The sequence below is a fragment of the Acidimicrobiales bacterium genome (assembly GCA_040219515.1).
Classification (GTDB): Bacteria; Actinomycetota; Acidimicrobiia; order Acidimicrobiales; family Aldehydirespiratoraceae; genus JAJRXC01.
This window is the reverse complement of sequence record JAVJSI010000004.1, coordinates 263,223-281,049: the sequence shown is the minus strand read 5'-3', so window position 1 is coordinate 281,049 and position 17,827 is coordinate 263,223. Positions and strand designations below refer to the sequence as shown.

Here is a 17,827-nt window from a genome sequence, read left to right as displayed (position 1 = left end):
TGGCCGGGGCCCGATGCGGTCGCCGGCACCGCCTCCCTTGCGGTCGGCGGGGCGGGCCGGCTGAGTCGACCTCTGCCGGTCGACCGGATGAGAGTCGGCCTTCGGCCGATCATCCGGTGGGTGCCGGGTGCGTGGCGCGCGGGGGTCGTTTCCTTCTTCAGTTCGCGCCGGCCCTTTCGGGCCGGCGTACTACTTCTTTACTTCGCGCCGGCCCTTTCGGGCCGGCGTACTGCTTCTTTGGTTCGCGCCGGCTTTGCCGGCGTACTGCCTTGTCTCCTCGCCGTCAGGCCAGCACGCGCAGGTGCTGCCAGCGGATGAAGGCCTCCATGCCCGGGCGGCCCAGCTCGGCCCCCACGCCCGAGCCGCGCCAGCCGGCGTAGGGGGCATACGGCACGACGACGCGCCACCCGTTGACCACGACGGTGCCGCACTGGACGGCCTGGGCCACCTCCAGCGTGCGCCGGTAGTCCCGGCCGCACACGTAGCCCACCAGGCCGTAGTCGGGCCGGTTGGCCTCGGCCACGGCGCCGGCCACGTCGTCGACCGGCACGATGCTGACGATCGGCGTGAAGGGCTCCTCGTCCACGGCGCGCACGCCGGGGCCGACGCCGGTGAAGAGCGCCGGCGCCAGCCGGCCACCGCCCAGTTCGTCGCCGCCTTCGATGGTGGCGCCGTGGGCGCGCGCGTCGTCCATCAGCATCCGGTGGCGCTCGAGGCCGCGCTCGGTGGCCATGGGGCCCAGGGTGATGGGTCCCAGACGGGCACGGATGCGCTCGGTCACCTCGCCCGCCAGCTCGCGCGGCACGATGACCCGGTTCACCGAATAGCAGGCCTGGCCGGCGTTGGCGTAACCCTGCACGGTGGCCACCTCGGCCACCACGTCCAGGTCTGCGTCGGGCAGGACCACCAGCGGTCCGTGGCCGCCCAGCTCCAGCGACAGGGCCTTCAGGCGGGGGGCCGCCCAGCCGGCGATGATTTCGGCCACCCGGCGCGACCCGGTGAAGGCCACCTTGTCCACGCCCGGATGGGTGGACAGCGCCTCGCCCAGCGGCGGGCCGTCGCCGGTGATGCACCCCACCACCCCGGGCGGGATGCCGGCCTCGATGGCCAGCTCGCAGACGCGCCGGGCGGCCAGCGGGGCCTCCTGGGCGGGCTTCACCACCACGCAGCACCCCGCCGCCAGCGCCGGCGCCAGCTTCCAGATCACCAGGGCCACCGGGAAGTTCCACGGGGTGATCGCGGCCACCACCCCGATTGGGTCGGGCCGGATGGTGCTGCCGGTGGTCAGCGAGGACCCCGGGAGCTGCTGCACCCACACGCGCTCGGCCTCGGCGGCGAAGTGGTGCACCACCTCGCACGCGCGGTCGACCTCGGCGCGGGCCTCACCCATGGGCTTGCCCATCTCGCGGTGCATCAGCTCGGCGATGTCCTGGGCGGCGGCGTCCATGGCCCGGGCGTAGGCGGCCAGGTGCCGGCCGCGCTCCAGCGGCGGCGTGGCGGCCCAGCCGGGCAGCGCCGCGCGCGCGGCCTCCACCGCGGCGTCCACGTGGCCCGGGCCGGCGGCGGCCACCTCGGCGATGGTGGCCCCGTCCAGGGGCGACACGACGGGCATCCACCCGTCCCCCTCCACCCGGGAGTCGCCGATCAGCAGGGCGTGGCGCGGGGCGTCGCTCATCGGGGGGCCTCCCGGTCGAAGGTGTCGGCGGTGATGCCGGCCTCGCGCAACTCCACCTTGCGCACCCGCTCGGTCGGCGTCTTCGGCAGGTGCTCCACCACACGGGCGAAACGCGGTATCGCGAAGTAGGGCATGCGCTCCTCGCACCAGTCGAGCAGCGCGGCGCGGTCGATCGTGCACCCCTCGCGGGGCACCAGGCAGACCATGATCTCGTCCTCGGCCGATGCGCCCTCGCCGGCCGGCACGCCGATGGCGGCGGCCTCCAGCACGTCGGGGTGCTTGGTGAGGGTCTGCTCCACCTCCATCGACGAGACGTTCTCGCCGCGCCGGCGGATGTAGTCCTTCACGCGGTCCAGGAAGTAGAGGTAGCCCTCGTCGTCCAGGCGGCCCAGATCGCCGGTGTGGAGCTTGAGGTTGCGGAAGTCCTCGGCGGTCTTCTCGGGCATCCCGGCGTAGGAGCGCATGACGATGTTGGGGAGCTTCATGTCCACCACGATCTCGCCCGGGGTGCCCGGCGCCAGCGGGAGGTCGGTGCCGGGCTGCACCACGCTCACCTCGAAGCCGGGCGTGGCGATGCCGCACGAGCCCGGGCGCGGCGGCGCCCCCGGCGGATGGTAGGTGACCATCCCCGTCTCGGTGAGGCCGTAGCCCTCGATGAACCGGATGCCGAAGCGCTCCTGGAACTCGTGGTAGATGTCCTTGGGCGCCGGCATCGCCATGATCCGCCGCACCCGGTGCGCCCGGTCCAGCTCGCCGGGGGGCGTGTTCCAGATGAAGTAGTTGATGGCGCTGACCGTGTTGAGGACGGTCGCCTCCGCATCGACCACCTGCTCCCAGAACCGGCCCGACGAGTAGCGCTCGGCGAAGCAGATGCGCGCGCCGGCGATCAGCGCCGGGTAGGTCGCCAGCACCTGCGCGTTGCTGTGGAACAGCGGCAGGCACGAGAACACCGTGTCCTCGGCGGTGACCTGGCACACGTTGATGTAGCTGCGCCCCGAGAAGTAGTCCGAGGCCTGCTGCTTGATGGCGCCCTTCGAGCGCCCCGTGGTCCCCGAGGTGAACATGATGCGCGCATCGTCGGTCCAGGTGACCTCCACCCCGGGCTCGCCCTCGGAGCCCTCCTCCAGCAGCAGCGACAGCGGCTCCCAGGTGACCTTCGGCTCGGGTCCGTTCGGGGAACCGGTCTGGCGCACGATCACCCGCTCCAGATGGGGCAACTCGTCCTGCACATGGGCCAGCTCGGCCAGGTGGGTGTCGCTGACCACCAGAAACCGTGAGCGGGGCAGGTTGAGCACCCACGACAGGAAGTCGCCCTTGTAGGCCAGGTTCACCGGGCACTGCACGCCGCCGGCCTTCTGGATGCCGAACCAGACGACCACGTTGTCGACGCTGTTGGGCATCAGGCACGAGACGGCCTCGCCCTTCCGCAGGCCTCGGGCCAGCAGGGCGTTGGCGATCCGGTTGGCGCGGGCGTTCACCTCGCCGTAGCTCAGCCACTCCCCGTCGGCGAAGCGCAGGTAGTCGCGGTCCGGGTGCTCCTCGGCGCGGGCGCGCAGGATGCGCGGCAGCACCCACGTCGTGGGGTCTTCCCTGGCGTACCAGTCGGACCACTCGGCGCGGACGGGGGCGGTGCTCACCACGTGGCGGATCCTCTCGGGATGCTGCGGGACGCGAGGAGTCTCCCCGGGCCTGGTGATCGTGTCAAAGACGCATTGCGGATCGAGGTGATAGTGATCCGTGATCATGGACCTGCGTCAGTTGCGATACCTGGTGGAGGTCGTGCGACAGGGCGGGTTCCGCCGTGCCGCCGCGGTGCTGCACGTCTCCCAGCCGGCCATCTCCCACCAGGTGCGCCGGCTGGAAACCGAACTCGGGGTGACCCTGGTGGAGCGCGGGCGGGGCGGCATCACCCCCACGCCGGCCGGCCGGGCGCTGCTGGCGCGGGCCGAGCGGATGCTGGCCGAGGCCGAGGCCGTGCGCCTGGACATGCAGGCCCACGCCGGCGCGTTGAGCGGCACGGTGCGCGTGGGCGCCTGGCACTCCTCGGCCCCAGACGTGCCCGGCGTGGTCCGCGAGTTCGCCCGGCGCCACCCGGGCGTGGAGATCCTCCTGCGCGAGCACACCGCGGCCCAGATGCTCGACATGGTCCGCGCCGGCGATCTGGACATCGCGGTGGTGATCCTGGCCGAGGTCCTGGACCTGTCCGAGGTCACCGTGGAGCCGGTGCTGACAGAGCCCCTGGTGGTGGCCGGCCCGCCGGACGGGATGCTGGCGCGCCGGCGTCGCGTGCGCCTGGGCGACCTGCGCGACGAGCCGTTCGTGATGTTCCCGCCCGGGTCGGCCATGCGCGGCATCGTGGAGCAGGCGTGCGCCACCGAGGGCTTCCGCCCCCGCATCGTGGTGGAGGCCATGGGCTTCACCGCCGCCCGGGCCCTGGCATCGCGGGGCCTGGGCGTGGCGCTGCTGCCGCGCTCACTCCCGGACGAACAGGGGCCCCCGGTGGCGGTGGCGACCCTCGCCCCCACCCTCACGCGCACCTCGGCCCTGGCATGGCGCGCCCGCGGCGCATTGGCGCCCGCGGCGGCGGAGTTCCTGGCGACCGCCCGCGAGCGCTTCGCCGGCGGGTAGCCTGCCGCCGTGAGCGACTCCGATCCCGAGAGCGTCGCCGGCCGCCTGGAGATGCTCACCGTCGCCCGGTGGCTCGACGACGGGCGCCCGGACCACGGCCGGGTGCCGCTGGATGTGCGCGAGACGTGCGAGGAACTGGACCTGGAGGAGGGGCGCGCCGGCCTGCTGGCCCTGATGGCCGCGCTGGGCGACCTCGAGGCGCGCGGGGTCGTGGCCGTGTCCTGGCCCCAGGGCGTGGGCGCCGGGGCGGCCGAGCTGACACTGGGCGACGACCTGCGCCGCGACGCCCGGCGCCTGTTCGGCGGCTGAGCGGTTGAGCGCCCGCCGGCGCCCGGATAGCGTGGCGCCGCCCCACCACACCACGCAAGGAGCCGCCGTGCCACCGATCTCGGGCCCCGACGACCCGCTCCTGGCGGCCTGGTACCAGACCATCGACCTCGGTGAGGGCCTCGCCAGCCGCGGCTACTTCGACCACCGCGGCGTGATGGACCGCTACGGCCTGCCGGACTCGCTGGCCGGCCTGTCGGCGCTGGATGTGGGCACGGCCGAGGGGTTCTGGGCCTTCGAGATGGAGCGGCGCGGCGCCGGCCCGGTGACCGCGGTGGACATCCCCAGCCTGGCGCACGCCGACGTGCTGGCCGGCGCGCGCGAGCGCATGGACCCCGCCGTGCTGGCCGACACCGGCCTGGCCCGGCGCTTCGCCCTGGCCAAGGAGCGCCGCGGGTCCGCGGCCGAGCGGTTGGAGATGAGCGTCTACGAGCTGTCGCCCGAGCGCGTGGGCACCTTCGACGTGTCCTTCTGCGGCGACCTGCTGCTGCACCTGCAGAACCCCATGGGTGCACTGCTTGCCATCCGCTCGGTCACGCGACGCCTCGCCGTCGTGGAGACCGTGCGCGAGCACGAGCTGGAGGAGGCGCACCCCGACCGGCCGGTGATGCAGTTCGGCGTGCTCGACGCCGAGGAGCACCCGGGGCAGAACATCACCTACTGGAAGTTCACCACCCGCGCGCTCTGCGACATGCTGCGCTACGCGGGGTTCTCGCGCGTGGAGCCCCAGGAGCCCTTCTCCCTGCCGCCCCACGACCTGCCCGCCACCGCGGTGGTGGCATACGTGTGATGGGCGGAGCCCATGCCGTCCCGTCCATCAGGCCGGGGCCGTGTTCCCCGGCGCCGGCGCCGGAGGGCGCAGCGCCACGCCCAGCTCGCGCAGCTGCGGGTCGTCCACCGAGCCGGGCGCCCCGCTCATGGGGTCGACCCCGGTGGCGGTCTTGGGAAAGGCGATCACGTCGCGGATGGAGCGCTCGCCGGCCAGGAGCATCACCAGGCGGTCCAGGCCGAGGGCGATGCCGCCGTGCGGCGGTGCGCCCAGCTTGAGCGCGGTGAGCAGGAAGCCGAACTTCTCGGCCGCCTCCTCCTCCCCCAGCCCGATCAGGGTGAACACGCGCCGCTGCACGTCGCGGTCGTGGATGCGGATGCTGCCCCCGCCCACCTCGATGCCGTTGAGGACGATGTCGTAGGCCAGCGACAGCACGCCGGCCGGGTCGTCCTCCATGCGCTCCAGGTCCTCGGGGCGCGGCGCGGTGAAGGGGTGGTGCAGGGCCTCCCACCGGCTCTCGTCGGCGTTCCACTCCACCAGCGGGAAGTCGACCACCCAGCACGGCGCCCACATCCCCTCGGGCACCAGGTCGTTGCGCTCGGCGAAGCGGGTGCGCAGGGCGCCCAGCACGCTCTGGGCCACGGGCTCGGCGTCGGCGACCATGGCGATCAGGTCGCCCGGCTCGGCCGACAGGTCGGCCGCCAGGCCGCCCAGGAACTTGGCCACGGGCGAGCGCAGCGAGCCGTCGTCCTCCACCGCGGCCCACACCAACCCCTTGGCCCCCAGCTCGCGGGCCTCGGCCATCAGCTCGTCGCCAACCTTGCGGCTGACCGCCGCGCCGGCCTGGGGCACCACCAGCCCGCGCACCACCCCGCCGGCGCCGATGGCGCCCTCGAACACGCCGAAGCCCGAGCGCGAGGCCTGCTCGGTCCAGTCCTGGATCTCCATCGCGTAGCGCAGGTCGGGGCGGTCGGTGCCGAAGCGCCGCACGGCCTCGGCATAGCCGATCACCGGGATCGGCTGGGGCAACTCCTGGCCCGCCTCGGCGAACGAGGCCCGCAGGACCTCCTCCACCAGCGCCTGGATGTCGCCCGGCTCCACGAACGAGGCCTCGATGTCCAGCTGGGTGAACTCGGGCTGGCGGTCGGCGCGCAGGTCCTCGTCGCGGAAGCAGCGCACCACCTGGTAGTAGCGCTCGATGCCGCCCACCATGAGGATCTGCTTGAACAGCTGGGGGCTTTGCGGCAGGGCGTAGAACGACCCGCGCTGCAGACGGCTGGGCACCAGGAAGTCGCGCGCGCCCTCGGGCGTGGAGCGGGTGAGAACCGGGGTCTCCACCTCCAGGAAGCCGGCGTCGTCCAGCACCCGGCGCATGCCGCGCACGATGCGCGCCCGCAGCTCGAGAGCCGCCAGGCGGCGCGGCCGGCGCATGTCGAGGTACCGGTGGGTGAGCCGCAGCTCCTCCGAGGGCTCCTGGGTCTCGTCCTCCACCGAGAAGGGGAGCGGGTCGGCCTCGGAGAGCATCTCGACCGACTCGGCGCGCACCTCGATGGAGCCGGTCGGCAGTGCGGGGTTCACGGTGGCCGAGTCACGGTCCACCACCACCCCCTCCACGCAGATCACGTCCTCGGGGCTGAGGTTGCCTGCCGCGGCGTGCGCGGCCGCGAACTCGCCCTCGGGGTGGAACACCAGCTGCACCAGCCCCGAGCGATCGCGCAGGTCGATGAAGACCACGCCGCCGTGGTCGCGGCGGCGGTGCACCCAGCCCGACAGGCGCACGCGCTCGCCGGTGACCCGCACGGTGTCGGCGCAGGCGTGCGAGCGGTAGCGCGGGGCCCCGATCACGCCAGCGCCTCCACCAGCTCGCCCAGCGCCACCTTGGTCTGCTCGCCCGATTCCATGTCACGCACGCTCGCCACGCCCTCCTCGTACTCCCGGGGCCCCACGATCACCACGCGCCGGGCCCCGAGGCCGGCCGCGTGCTTCATCATCGCCTTCATCCCGCGCCCGCGCAGGTCGCTCTCGCAGCGCAGCCCGGCCGCGCGCAGCCCGGCCAGCACCGGCAGCATGGTGCGCCGCAGGCCGGCGTCGGGCACCGCGAGGTACACGTCCAGCGCCGGGCCGGCCACCGCGCCCACGTCCTGCAGGGCGAGCGTGATGCGCTCGATGCCGGTTCCGAAGCCGATCCCCGGCGTGGGCGGGCCGCCCAACTGCTCCACCAGACCGTCGTAGCGCCCGCCGCCCCCCACCGCGCTCTGGGCGCCCAGGTGGGTGCTGGTGAACTCGAAGACGGTCATGGTGTAGTAGTCGAAGCCACGCACCAGGGTGGGGTCCTCTGTGAAGGGGATCCCCAGCAGCGTCAGCCCGTCCAGCACCGCCTCGCGGTGCGCGGCGGCCGCCGGCGACAGGTGGTCCAGCAGCCGGGGCGCGTCCTCCATCACCTCGCGCACGCGCGGGTCCTTGGTGTCGAACAGGCGCAGAGGGTTGTCGCGCATGCGGTCCAGGGCGTCCGCGTCCAGGGCGCCGGCGTGGCGCTCGAGGTACTCGGTCAGCAGGGCGCGGTACGGCCCGCGGCTGTCGGGGTCGCCCATGTTGCCCACCAGCAACTCCAGCCCGGGCAGCTCCAGCTCGGTGTAGATGCCGTGCAGCAGCGCGATGACCTCGACATCCAGCAGCGGATCGTCGGAGCCGATGGCCTCGGCCCCCAGCTGCCAGTGCTCGCGGAAGCGCCCCGCCTGGGGCGCCTCGTAGCGGAACATCGGCGCCATGTACCACAGCTTCACCGGCAGCGGCAGCTTGTGCATGCCGTGCTGCACGAAGGCGCGCATCACGGGCGCGGTCCCCTCCGGACGCAGGGTGAGGCTGCGCCCGGAGCGGTCGTCGAAGGTGTACATCTCCTTGCGCACGACGTCCGTGCTGGTGCCCACCCCCCGCACGAAGACCTCGGTCTCCTCGAAGGTCGGGGTGACGATGGGCCCGTACCCGTGCCGCTCGAAGGCCCGGGTGGCCACCTCGACGATGCGCCGGCGCAGCCGGCCCTCCTCGGGCAGCACATCCCGCGTCCCGCGGGGCGCCGCCGCGCGCGTCTCGCTCACTCGGGGTCGGCCGGGCCGGAGGAACTGGCCGCGGGGGCCTTGGGGGGCGGCGGCGGGGTCTTGGCCTTGGGCCGGCCGCCCCCGGTGCGCTCCTGGAAGCGGGCCAGCTGGCGCTTGTAGCGGTAGCGGTCCATGACCATCCCCAGCGGCAGCATCAGCGCGAAGGCGATGCCGGTGATGATGAGCGCCTCGGCGGGCGTGTTCTTGGGGACGTAGATCAGGTACGGGTAGAACAGTGCCGACACGATGCCCGCGCGGATGGCCACGCCCTTGAACGAGTGCGGGTGGGGCTCGCCGGGGCGCCGGCGAGGCTTGACCGCCTTCGCGCCCCCGGACGAGGAGGCCGAGGTTGCCGCGGCCCGCTTGGGGTTGTGGTGCGGCTGGGGGCCGGCGTTCTTGCGCGGTTTACGTCGTGCCATGCGTCGGCACCCTCCCTGAGTCCGTGAGCTGGGTCTCCACGATCATGCCGGGCCGGAAGCCCGCGATGCCGAGCGAGGCCGGCGTGCGCCCGCCCAGGGCGGCGCGCGGGATGAGGCCCACCAGCTCGGCGTCGCCCGAGCCGATGCCCAGGCGCTCGGCCTGGCGGCGCACCGCGGCGATCACCGCGGGTACCGGGCTGGCCACGTAGTCCTCGATGTTCATCGACACCTGCACCATCCCGGCCTCGGGAAGGTAGAGGCCGAGGGCGCGCACCCCGGGCAGCCCTCCGCCGGCCTCGCGGACGCGGTCGGCGATGGCGCGCGCGTCGGCGATCGTGGCATCGGGCAACCAGACGTTCAGCGCGATCAGCGGCCGGCGGACCCCCACCAGCACCACCCCGGCGGAGGGGTGCACGTGGGCCGGGCCGTCGTCGGGCACCCAGAGCCCCTCGTCGACGGCCTCGGTGATGGCATCCAGGCCGCCCCGGCGGAAGTCGCGCGGCAGCACCCGCTCGGGGCTGGCCGCGATCTCGCCGTAGTGGAACACCGGCAGGGCCAGTTCCATGCCGATGCGGGCCGCCAGGCCCACCGCGACCTCCTTGGCCAGGTCCAGGTCGTCGTCGCGGTGGGCCACGATGGGCAGCACGTCCAGCGCCCCCACCCGCGGGTGGACCCCGCGCTGGCGCCGCAGGTCGATGCGGTCCATGCAGGCCCCCGCGAGCTCCACCAGGGCGTCCTGCAGGGCCAGCGGCTCGCCGGCGAGGGTGATGACGGTGCGGTCGTGGTCGGCGTCGGAGTGGACATCGAGCACCCCAACGCGCGGCAGCCGGCAGGCGTCCACCAGCGCGCGTATCGTGGCCGGGTCGCGCCCCTCGCTGACGTTCGGCACGGCGTAGGCGATCGGGGCGGCCAGCGCAGGGGGCATGTCACCCTGCCAGGCGGCGTCCGTCTGCCTGTCGCGCCCGCTCAGGGCCCTCACCTCATCCACCGGGTCTCACCGTGAACGTCCTTTTGCGCCTGCTTGCATTGCTGCGCCCCCACCTGAGGAAGGTGGCGGTCACCGCGCTCAGCGCCGCGGGCCTGATGGCGTGCTCTGTCACCTTGCCATACCTGACCGGGCGGATCATCGACGATGTCCTGACCGCCGGCGACCGGGACGCGCTGGCGCCCCTGGTGGGCCTGGTGCTGGTGGTCTCGCTGGTGCGGGCGGTGCTGGCGGTGGTGCGCCGCTGGGTCTCGGGCACCGTGTCGCTGGCGGTCGAGTTCGACATGCGCTCGGCCATGTTCGCCCACCTCCAGCGGATGTCGCTGGGCTTCTTCGACCGCATGCCGGTGGGCCAGTTGATGTCGCGCGCCACCTCCGATCTCCAGACCGTGCGCTTCTTCCTGGGCTACGGGCTGATCTTCCTGTTCATGCACGTGTTCACGCTGGCGCTGCTGACGGTGCTGCTGATGATCACCAACTGGAAGCTGGCCATCCTCGCGCTGCTGATGGGCCCCGGCCTGCTGGCGGTGGCCTGGCGCTACAGCCGCCAATCCCACCCGGTGCTGGTGGACGTGCAGCAGCGGGTGGGCGAGGTCACCGAGATGGCCGAGGAGAGCGTGGCCGGCGTGCGCGTGATCAAGGCCTTCGGCCGCGAGGACCTCAGCGCCGACCTGTTCGGACGGCGCGCGCGCTGGGCCTTCGACCGGAGCATGGACGCCGCCCGGCTGCGCGCCTTCTACCAGCCGCTGATGGGCTTCCTGCCCAGCGTGGGCCTGGCGGTGGTGCTGCTGTACGGCGGGGTGCTGACCATCGACGGCGAGATGGAACTGGGCGAGTTCGTCGCCTTCTTCCTGTGGCTGACCATGCTGATGGCCCCCTTCCGCTCGATGGGGATGCTGCTGGGCAACGCGCAGAAGGCCGTGGCCGGCGGTCAGCGGATCTTCGAGGTGCTCGATTCGGAGCCCCAGGTCACCGAGGCTCCCGACGCGCGGCCGCTGCCGGCCGGCGGGGGCGCCGTGCGACTGGAGGACGTCCGCTTCCGCTTCAGCCCCGAGGGCCCCGACGTGCTGGACGGCATCGATCTGGACGTGCCGGCCGGGCGCACCGTGGCCCTCATCGGCCCGACCGGGTCGGGCAAGACCACCCTGGCCCAGCTGCTGCCGCGCTTCCACGACCCGCGCACCGGGCGGATCCTGGTGGACGGGGCCGACATCCGCGACGTGCGCCTGGACGAGCTGCGGCGGGCCATCGGGATCATCCCCCAGGACCCCTTCCTCTTCTCGGCCAGCCTGCGCCAGAACATCGCCTTCGGCAAGCCCGGGGCCACCGACGAGGAGGTGCGCGCGGCCGCGCGGGCCGCCCAGGCCGAGGAGTTCATCGACCGCCTGCCCGAGGGCTACGACACCATGGTGGGCGAGCGCGGATTCACGCTCTCGGGCGGGCAGCGCCAGCGGGTGGCCATCGCCCGGGCCCTGCTGGCCGACCCCCGCATCCTGGTGCTGGACGAGGCCACCGCCTCGGTGGACGCCTCCACCGAGGCCGCCATCCAGGCCGCGCTGGCCTCGGCCACCCGTGGTCGCACCACCATCGTGATCGCCCACCGGCTCTCCACCCTGGCGCTGGCCGACGAGCTGGTGGTGCTGGACGCCGGCCGGGTGGTGGCGCGCGGCACCCACGCGGAGCTGTACGACAGCAGCCCGATCTACCGCGAGATCCACGACGGTGGCCTGGTGGCCACGGCGCCGGTGGCCTGATGGGCACCCACGCGGCCGGCGGGCCCCCGGGAGGGCCCGGAGGGGCCCTGATGCGGCCCGAGGCGCGCCGCGGGGGCCTGAGCGCCGACGACGCGCGCCCGCCGAAGACCCTTCGGCGACTGCTGCCGTACCTGCGCCCCTACCGTGGCCGGGCCGTGGTGACCGTGCTGCTGATGCTGCTGGTCACGGGGGCCACGCTCTCGGCGCCCGCGCTGGCCCAGTTCGGCATCGACAGCGGCATCAACCAGGGCGACAAGGGGGTCCTCGCGCTGGCCGTGGGCCTGTTCGTGGTCGCCGCCGGCGTGGGCTGGCTGGCCGGCTACTTCCAGACCTACATGTCCAGCTGGGTGGGCGAGCGGATGCTGCTGGACCTGCGCACCGACACGTTCCACCACCTCATGCGGCTGGAGCTGGGCTATCACGAGCGCACCCCCACCGGGCGCTCGGTCAGCCGCCTCACCAGCGACGTGGAGGCCCTCACCCAGCTGGTGACCGAGGGCATCACCAACCTGGTGGTCAACGGGCTCACGTTCATCGGGGTGCTGGTGATCCTGATGGTCTACGACCTGAAGCTGGCGCTGGCCGCCTTCATCATCTTTCCGGCGCTGATCGCCGCCACCGTGGCGTTCCGCTACTACTCGGCCATCGCCTACCGGCGCACCCGCGAGCGCGTGGCCGACGTGCTGGCGCGGCTGCAGGAGAACCTCTCGGGCATCCGGGTGGTCCAGGGCTTCGCCCGCCAGAGCGACTCCGAGCGCGATTTCGCCGGCGTCAACGACGAGTACCGCCGGGCCAACATGGCCACCATCAGGCTCTCGGGCGCCTACTTCCCGGGGGTGGAGCTGCTGGCCGGCGTCGGCACCGCGATCATCCTCTGGTACGGGTCGGGCCGGGTGCTGGACGCCGATCTGACCGTGGGCGTGATGGTGGCCTTCCTCGCCTACCTGTCCAGCTTCTTCGACCCCATCCAGCAGCTCTCCCAGCTGTTCAACACCGTGCAGTCGGCCATCGCGGCGCTGGAGAAGATCTTCGGCGTGCTGGACGTGGAGCCGGCGCTGGCCGACGTGCCGGGGGCGCACGACCTGAGCGATGTGCGCGGCGAGGTGGAGCTGCGGGGGGTCTCGTTCTCGTACGCCACGGGCGCCGAGGTGATCAGCGGCCTGGACCTGCACATCGCACCCGGCGAGAGCGTCGCCCTGGTGGGCGCCACCGGGGCCGGCAAGTCCACGCTGGCCAAGCTGATCGCTCGCTTCTACGACCCCACCGAGGGCGCGGTGCTCATCGACGGGCACGACGTGCGCCAGGTCACCCAGCGCTCGCTGCGCACCCAGGTGGGCATCGTGCCCCAGGAGGGCCAGCTCTTCACGGGCACGGTGGCCGACAACCTCTCGTTCGGCCGCCCCGAGGCCACGCGCGAGGAGATCCGTGCGGCGGTCGAGGTCGTGGGCGCCGGCCCCATGATCGACGCCCTGCCGGCGGGGCTCGACACGCACATCACCGAGCGCGGGGCGGCCTTCTCGGCCGGCCAGCGCCAGCTGATGTCGCTGGCGCGCATGTTCGTCACCGACGCCCGCCTGCTGATCCTGGACGAGGCCACCTCCTCCCTGGACCTGCGCTCGGAGGCCGCCGTCGAGCACGCCATGCGGACCCTGCTGGCCGACCGCACGGCCATCGTCATCGCCCACCGCCTGTCAACCATCCGGGCCGCCGACCGCATCGTGGTGATGGAGCACGGGCGCCTGGTGGAGCAGGGCTCCCACCAGGAACTGGTGGCGGCCGGCGGCCGGTACGCCGGCCTGTACGAGGACTGGACGCGCGGCGACGGCAACGCCTCTTGAGGCCGGCGGACGGTTTGCTAGGATCCCGGCCGTCCGAACGGTGATGGGGGATCGTCTAGCGGTAGGACGCTGGGTTCTGGCCCCAGTAGCGGGGGTTCGAATCCTCCTCCCCCAGTTCCTTCACCGCGCGGACCGAAACACCCACGGCGCATTCGTCTAGGGGCCTAGGACGCCGCCCTCTCACGGCGGTAACACGGGTTCAAATCCCGTATGCGCTACCTGCTGAGAAGCCCGCTTTTTCCCTGGAAAAGCGGGCTTTTCTGTGCCCTGGTGGCGCCCTGGCGGTGGTCACGCGGGTCGTCAGGAGTCCTCAGGAGACCCCCTGAATGGTCACGTGGTGGTCACGTGGCTTCAGAATGTGAAGCGGCATTCGGAACGGACGTTCGGCCCTTCCGACCATAGATGCCCTGGCCCTCCATAGATGCCCTCCCGAATCGGCCGAGGGCATCTATGTGAGATCCCTTATGGAGAGAGAGGAGAGAGAGTTCTCTCTCTCCATAGATGCCCTCTCAGGAGACACAGGGCACCTATGGGGCATCTATGGGCCGGACCCGCACCGCCGCAACCCGTACATGCTGCGAAAAAGGGGGGTTGGTATAGGCGGCCGCCTGGTGGTTCTCGTCGCCCCCCTGCCCCCCTACCCGCCCCGGGCAGTCGGTCCCGGCATGTCTAGCGGCGCCGGCCGCGAAGCGACTCCTGATGATCCCCGCGGCGTAGGGTTCGACTCGTCGAGCACAGACAAGGGCCGGGGGATCGAGTTGGACTACCGTCCTCGCGTTGCGGAGCACGCTGCGGCCCTGGTCGCGGAAAGGTTGCCCCTCGTCGTGCCTGACGCAACGGGCGAGTTCAATGATTGGCGAGTTGCTGGGCCGGTCTTGGTCGTCCGGGCGACAGACACGCTTCTAGCCATCCACAGCCTTCCGCCGCCCGCTGGCTTCACCGCCGCTGAGGTCCTGACGCGAACACTCTTCGAGCAGGTCGCGACGTTCGCATGGCTCGCAGCGGAGCCAGACGTGCGCCTACCGTTGTGGGAGGCGAGCGAGTACCGGGAACGGGAGAAACTCCGGAACAGGATCGAGGACCTTCGCAAGCGGGAGTCTTATAGAGGGGCCATCAACGCAGCGTTCCCGGAACCCGCGATCGTCGATGAGAGATGGGAGGAGACCAGAAGGCTCGCACGAGGCCCGACCATGCCCGGGCTGCTGGAGAGATGCATCCAAGCCGACAACGCGTGGCGTTCAGTGATCCCCGGACTCGCGGAACATCCACTCGCGCTCCACTACAACGTCGTCTACAGCAGCTTCTCAATGGCAACCCATGCTGGGCTGGCCTCGACCTTCAAGCACGCGCGCTTCGCTTCCGGTGGGACGGGGGTTGAGATTGGCGGGCCCTACTTCCACCCAAAGGACCAGGGGCCGTGGGGAGTAGCCCTCGTGGTGCATCTCACCATGCTGCTCGTGGCCGCTCAGGCACTGGGATGGCCGGATGCACACAAGGTGTACGGCGTCTTCAGCGCGGCCTAAGACACTCAGGCGCCCGCCGCACGGAGAGGACGGCGGACGCCTGGTGGCCGGCCGAGCGCATGGAGGACACCCGGCCGACCATCCCGCGCGCGCGACCCGAGAAGCGCGTGCGGGAGCTTGATGGCGCTCGGCTAGCTCGTGCCGGCCACCAGCAGCCGGACCGCCTCGGGCACCACCACGATCGAGGTGGTGCGCCAGCAGGCGAACAGGCCGCGCTCACCCGTGGGCCGGCGGTCCGCACCGAACAGATGGGGCACCAGCTCGATCGACATCCCGATCCTGTCCACGATCTGGAACGCCGCGCCGATGTCGCCGTAGAGCAGCAGGCCGTCGTCCTCGTGGTCGCCGGCCATGTTGGAGGCCTCCCACCACGGCTTGCCCAGCAGCCGCCCGCGCGCCTCGTCGAACAGCGGCGGCTCGTCACCGCCGGGGCCGCTGAAGCGGTGGATCGTGTTCGCGATGGGCAGGCCGCTCATCCACACCGCCCGACCCGACCATCGGGCCGGCAGGGACTCCTGCACCAAGTACACGTCATCCGCGGCGATGAGGCCGGGGGTGCTGCCGCCCTGGTCGGTGTCGATGATCGACCCGGAGTCGAGCGTGGCGATCAGACCCGCGGGCTCGTCGCTGCCGGACCCGGCGCCGTGCAGGAATTTCTCAGCCTCCAGCACGTCCTTGGCATCGGCCATGATCCGGCCCAGCTCCGCGGCCATGCCCGGCCAGTCCATCCCGACCTCGAATGAGAACGGGACGAAACACGTCGCCCGCTGGGGCGTCGCGACCGGCTGGGCGAGCGTCGGCGTGCCGTCATCGACCTGGGAGGCCTCGGCGCCGAAGCTGGCCGTGGTGCCCGCGCTCGTGATGAGCCGCAGCTCGTACGACGTCGTGCTACGCACCCGGGCGATCTGCCGGAGCGGGTTGATCTGCCCGTCGTTGTCGAGGTTGATCGTGGGGTCGATCTCGATGGGCAGGGCGAACCCGCCGGCCGAGCCGGTGCCGGCCAGCATGGAGCGCTCGGCCATCGCGCGGCCCACCATGAGCATCGCCTCGCCCTCGTCGGGCTCGACCGCCTGGGAGGCGCCCTCGGGCATCGCGAGCTTCTTCGCGAACGCCCGCGCGTAGGCCGGGTCGCTGACCGCGGTGATGTACCGCGCGTCCGCGCCCACCTGGTCGCGCTCGACCAGCTCCACGAGCCGGTCGCCGGCATCGGTGCGCATGCCCCGGCACGAGCGCTCGATGGCCCGGTGGGCCGCGTCGCGCGCCTCGTCGATGGGGCGGCGGAAGCGCGAGCGGGTGCCGCGCGCCTGCTCGTCGTCCTCGGTGAAGCCGGTGCCGGCCTCGATGTTGGCCGGGTTGCTCGCGGCCGAGCGCACGGCGGCCCGCTGGCCGGTGAGCGTGCGCAGCTCATCCGTGCGGGCGTCGATGCCCCGCTTCAGGTTCTCGCGGCGCTCCACGGCGCCCTGGTCGGTCCTGCCGGCGAGGCCGCTCAGCTCCTGCTGAAGGGCGTCGATCTCGCGGTGAAGGTCGTTCTCTCGCATCGGTGCTACCTCTGGTGTCGTCAGCTGATGGGCTGACGGCGCTGACGGCGGTGCCCCCCTGGGGCAGCGCGCTCGCCGTCGTGGTGCGGGGTAGCGGCGTCACCGACGAGACCGCGGCGCCGGTGACCCTTTGGCCAGCGGCGCCCTCGTGGTGAGGTGCTGATGGAAGTGTAGCGCGCTTACTTGACGGACCGTTCAGGAATCCGCCGGCCCCAGCTCGTCGTCCACCAGCTCGTGCGCGCGGCGGAGGATGCGCTCGCGCCGCACGTACTCGGCAGCGATGGCCCGCGCGCGCGCCTCATCGGCGTCCGCCTGGTCCGCGGCGGACTCGAACGCCTCGTAGGCGCCGCTCACGCGCAGCACGTCGTCGAGCTGCTCAAGGGCTCGGAACCGACCGTCACGGGCGCGCAGCTCTTCGCTGAGCTTCGTAGAGCCGTCGACGGTGGTGTCGGGGTGCGCCTCTGCCACCTGGCGATGGAAGTCCTCGCCATAGCCGACGACCACGCCGGCCATCCGCGCGCGCCGCTTGGCGAGCTGCTCGTCCTCCGCGATCTGATCCTCAAGGGCGAGCGCGTCAACAACCCACGGCGCGCGTGCGCTGCTGGTCGCCTTCTGCGCGGGAAGGTCACCCGCGCGGATCATCCGGCGGACGGCCTCCTCGGTCTCTCCGAGCCGGCGAGCCGTCTGGCGCACGGTGAGCCACTTTCGGCTGGTGGTCGACTTCTTGGGCATCGCGCGCCCTCCTGGTGATCGCTGACTTGCGGAAAGCATAGCACCGCGTGTACTCTGGTGCACGATGTACCCGGATACACCACACCGCATCGCGCCCCGCGCCTCCCTGTCGTGGCGCTCCTGGTGGGCGCGCTGGCGCCGCCGCGCATCACGCCGTGGTGGCCTGCGACCGCGCACCGCGGCCCGTTCCGGCCTCTCGGGGTGGGCGCCGTGACCCGCCGACGCTCTCAGAGCGCCTACACGGCGTTTCTAGACCGGGGTGCGGGTCCTGACACCCCCGCCGCCCGCCGGTTCGCGCGGCGCCTCGACGAGGCCCGCGCCCGTGTCTGGGCGAGCGATGCGCCGGCCCCCGAGGCCGCCTACCTCGTCACCGTCACCGACGGCCGGCCGGGCGTGGTGCCCGTGGGCACCGAGGCCGCCCGCGACCTGCTGCGGACGGTGGACCGATGACGGCTACCGCCCGCGGGTGTACGCTCACCAACGAAAGTGCCCCCGCGCCGCGCAAACGGCCGAGGGCGTGGCACCGAGACCGCTGGAGGGTCCG

Annotated in this window: 15 protein-coding genes and 2 tRNA genes; 9 read left to right on the top strand and 8 right to left on the bottom strand. The window is 72.4% G+C overall.

Going from position 1 to position 17,827, the window contains the following annotated elements:
* Positions 1-283: 283 nt before the first annotated feature.
* The gene (locus RIB98_02515; GenBank protein MEQ8839825.1) at positions 284-1,675 is read right to left on the bottom strand and encodes an aldehyde dehydrogenase family protein; all 1,392 of its coding nucleotides are present in this window, start codon (positions 1,673-1,675) and stop codon (positions 284-286) included.
* On the bottom strand, positions 1,672-3,312 hold the full coding sequence (locus RIB98_02510; GenBank protein ID MEQ8839824.1) for an AMP-binding protein: 1,641 nt from the start codon (positions 3,310-3,312) through the stop codon (positions 1,672-1,674). Before RIB98_02510 ends, RIB98_02515 begins: the two co-directional genes overlap by 4 nt.
* A 121-nt stretch (positions 3,313-3,433) precedes the next feature.
* Here RIB98_02510 and RIB98_02505 point away from each other — a divergent pair, with 121 nt between their 5' ends.
* The 3 genes from RIB98_02505 to RIB98_02495 all read left to right on the top strand — a co-directional run bounded on the left by RIB98_02505 (position 3,434) and on the right by RIB98_02495 (position 5,420).
* Complete coding sequence (locus tag RIB98_02505; protein ID MEQ8839823.1) at positions 3,434-4,303, top strand: LysR family transcriptional regulator; 870 nt, start codon at positions 3,434-3,436, stop codon at positions 4,301-4,303.
* Positions 4,304-4,312: 9 nt separating this feature from the next.
* Positions 4,313-4,612 (top strand): hypothetical protein, encoded by a 300-nt coding sequence (locus RIB98_02500; GenBank protein MEQ8839822.1) that lies wholly within the window; start codon positions 4,313-4,315, stop codon positions 4,610-4,612.
* Between the two features lie 67 nt (positions 4,613-4,679).
* The gene (locus tag RIB98_02495; protein ID MEQ8839821.1) at positions 4,680-5,420 is read left to right on the top strand and encodes a class I SAM-dependent methyltransferase; all 741 of its coding nucleotides are present in this window, start codon (positions 4,680-4,682) and stop codon (positions 5,418-5,420) included.
* Between the two features lie 27 nt (positions 5,421-5,447).
* Here the strand turns inward: RIB98_02495 and aspS are convergent, their stop codons facing one another.
* From aspS to ftcD, 4 genes are read right to left on the bottom strand one after another with little or no spacing between them, the layout of a single operon-like run.
* A complete protein-coding gene (gene aspS / locus RIB98_02490) occupies positions 5,448-7,244 on the bottom strand; it encodes an aspartate--tRNA ligase (GenBank protein ID MEQ8839820.1) in 1,797 nt (598 codons plus the stop codon).
* Positions 7,241-8,494, bottom strand: a complete 1,254-nt coding sequence (gene hisS / locus RIB98_02485; GenBank protein MEQ8839819.1) for a histidine--tRNA ligase — start codon at positions 8,492-8,494, stop codon at positions 7,241-7,243. Before hisS ends, aspS begins: the two co-directional genes overlap by 4 nt.
* Positions 8,491-8,913, bottom strand: a complete 423-nt coding sequence (locus tag RIB98_02480; GenBank protein MEQ8839818.1) for a hypothetical protein — start codon at positions 8,911-8,913, stop codon at positions 8,491-8,493. The genes hisS and RIB98_02480 overlap by 4 nt, the downstream gene beginning before the upstream one ends.
* Positions 8,900-9,901, bottom strand: a complete 1,002-nt coding sequence (gene ftcD, locus RIB98_02475) for a glutamate formimidoyltransferase (protein ID MEQ8839817.1) — start codon at positions 9,899-9,901, stop codon at positions 8,900-8,902. Before ftcD ends, RIB98_02480 begins: the two co-directional genes overlap by 14 nt.
* 11 nt (positions 9,902-9,912) lie before the next feature.
* Between ftcD and RIB98_02470 the strand changes: the two genes are divergently transcribed.
* From RIB98_02470 to RIB98_02450, 5 genes are all read left to right on the top strand, one after another.
* Entirely contained in the window at positions 9,913-11,652 is a 1,740-nt protein-coding gene (locus RIB98_02470; protein ID MEQ8839816.1) for an ABC transporter ATP-binding protein, read from the top strand.
* A 50-nt stretch (positions 11,653-11,702) separates the two neighbouring features.
* A complete protein-coding gene (locus tag RIB98_02465) occupies positions 11,703-13,490 on the top strand; it encodes an ABC transporter ATP-binding protein (protein MEQ8839815.1) in 1,788 nt (595 codons plus the stop codon).
* A 44-nt stretch (positions 13,491-13,534) separates the two neighbouring features.
* Positions 13,535-13,605, top strand: a tRNA-Gln gene (locus RIB98_02460).
* Between the two features lie 30 nt (positions 13,606-13,635).
* Positions 13,636-13,708 (top strand) — tRNA-Glu (locus RIB98_02455).
* A gap of 234 nt (positions 13,709-13,942) precedes the next feature.
* On the top strand, positions 13,943-15,013 hold the full coding sequence (locus RIB98_02450) for a hypothetical protein (protein MEQ8839814.1): 1,071 nt from the start codon (positions 13,943-13,945) through the stop codon (positions 15,011-15,013).
* 131 nt (positions 15,014-15,144) lie between these two features.
* Here RIB98_02450 and RIB98_02445 read toward each other — a convergent pair whose 3' ends face one another.
* Complete coding sequence (locus tag RIB98_02445; GenBank protein MEQ8839813.1) at positions 15,145-16,551, bottom strand: phage major capsid protein; 1,407 nt, start codon at positions 16,549-16,551, stop codon at positions 15,145-15,147.
* A gap of 195 nt (positions 16,552-16,746) precedes the next feature.
* Positions 16,747-17,283 carry a hypothetical protein gene (locus tag RIB98_02440; GenBank protein ID MEQ8839812.1) on the bottom strand — a complete coding sequence of 179 codons (537 nt, stop codon included), beginning with the start codon at positions 17,281-17,283 and terminating at the stop codon, positions 16,747-16,749.
* Between the two features lie 57 nt (positions 17,284-17,340).
* On the opposite strand from RIB98_02440, the gene RIB98_02435 reads away from it, so the two are divergent.
* Positions 17,341-17,733: a hypothetical protein gene (locus tag RIB98_02435; protein MEQ8839811.1), complete on the top strand. Its 393-nt coding sequence runs from the start codon at positions 17,341-17,343 to the stop codon at positions 17,731-17,733.
* The last annotated feature ends 94 nt before the right edge of the window (positions 17,734-17,827 follow it).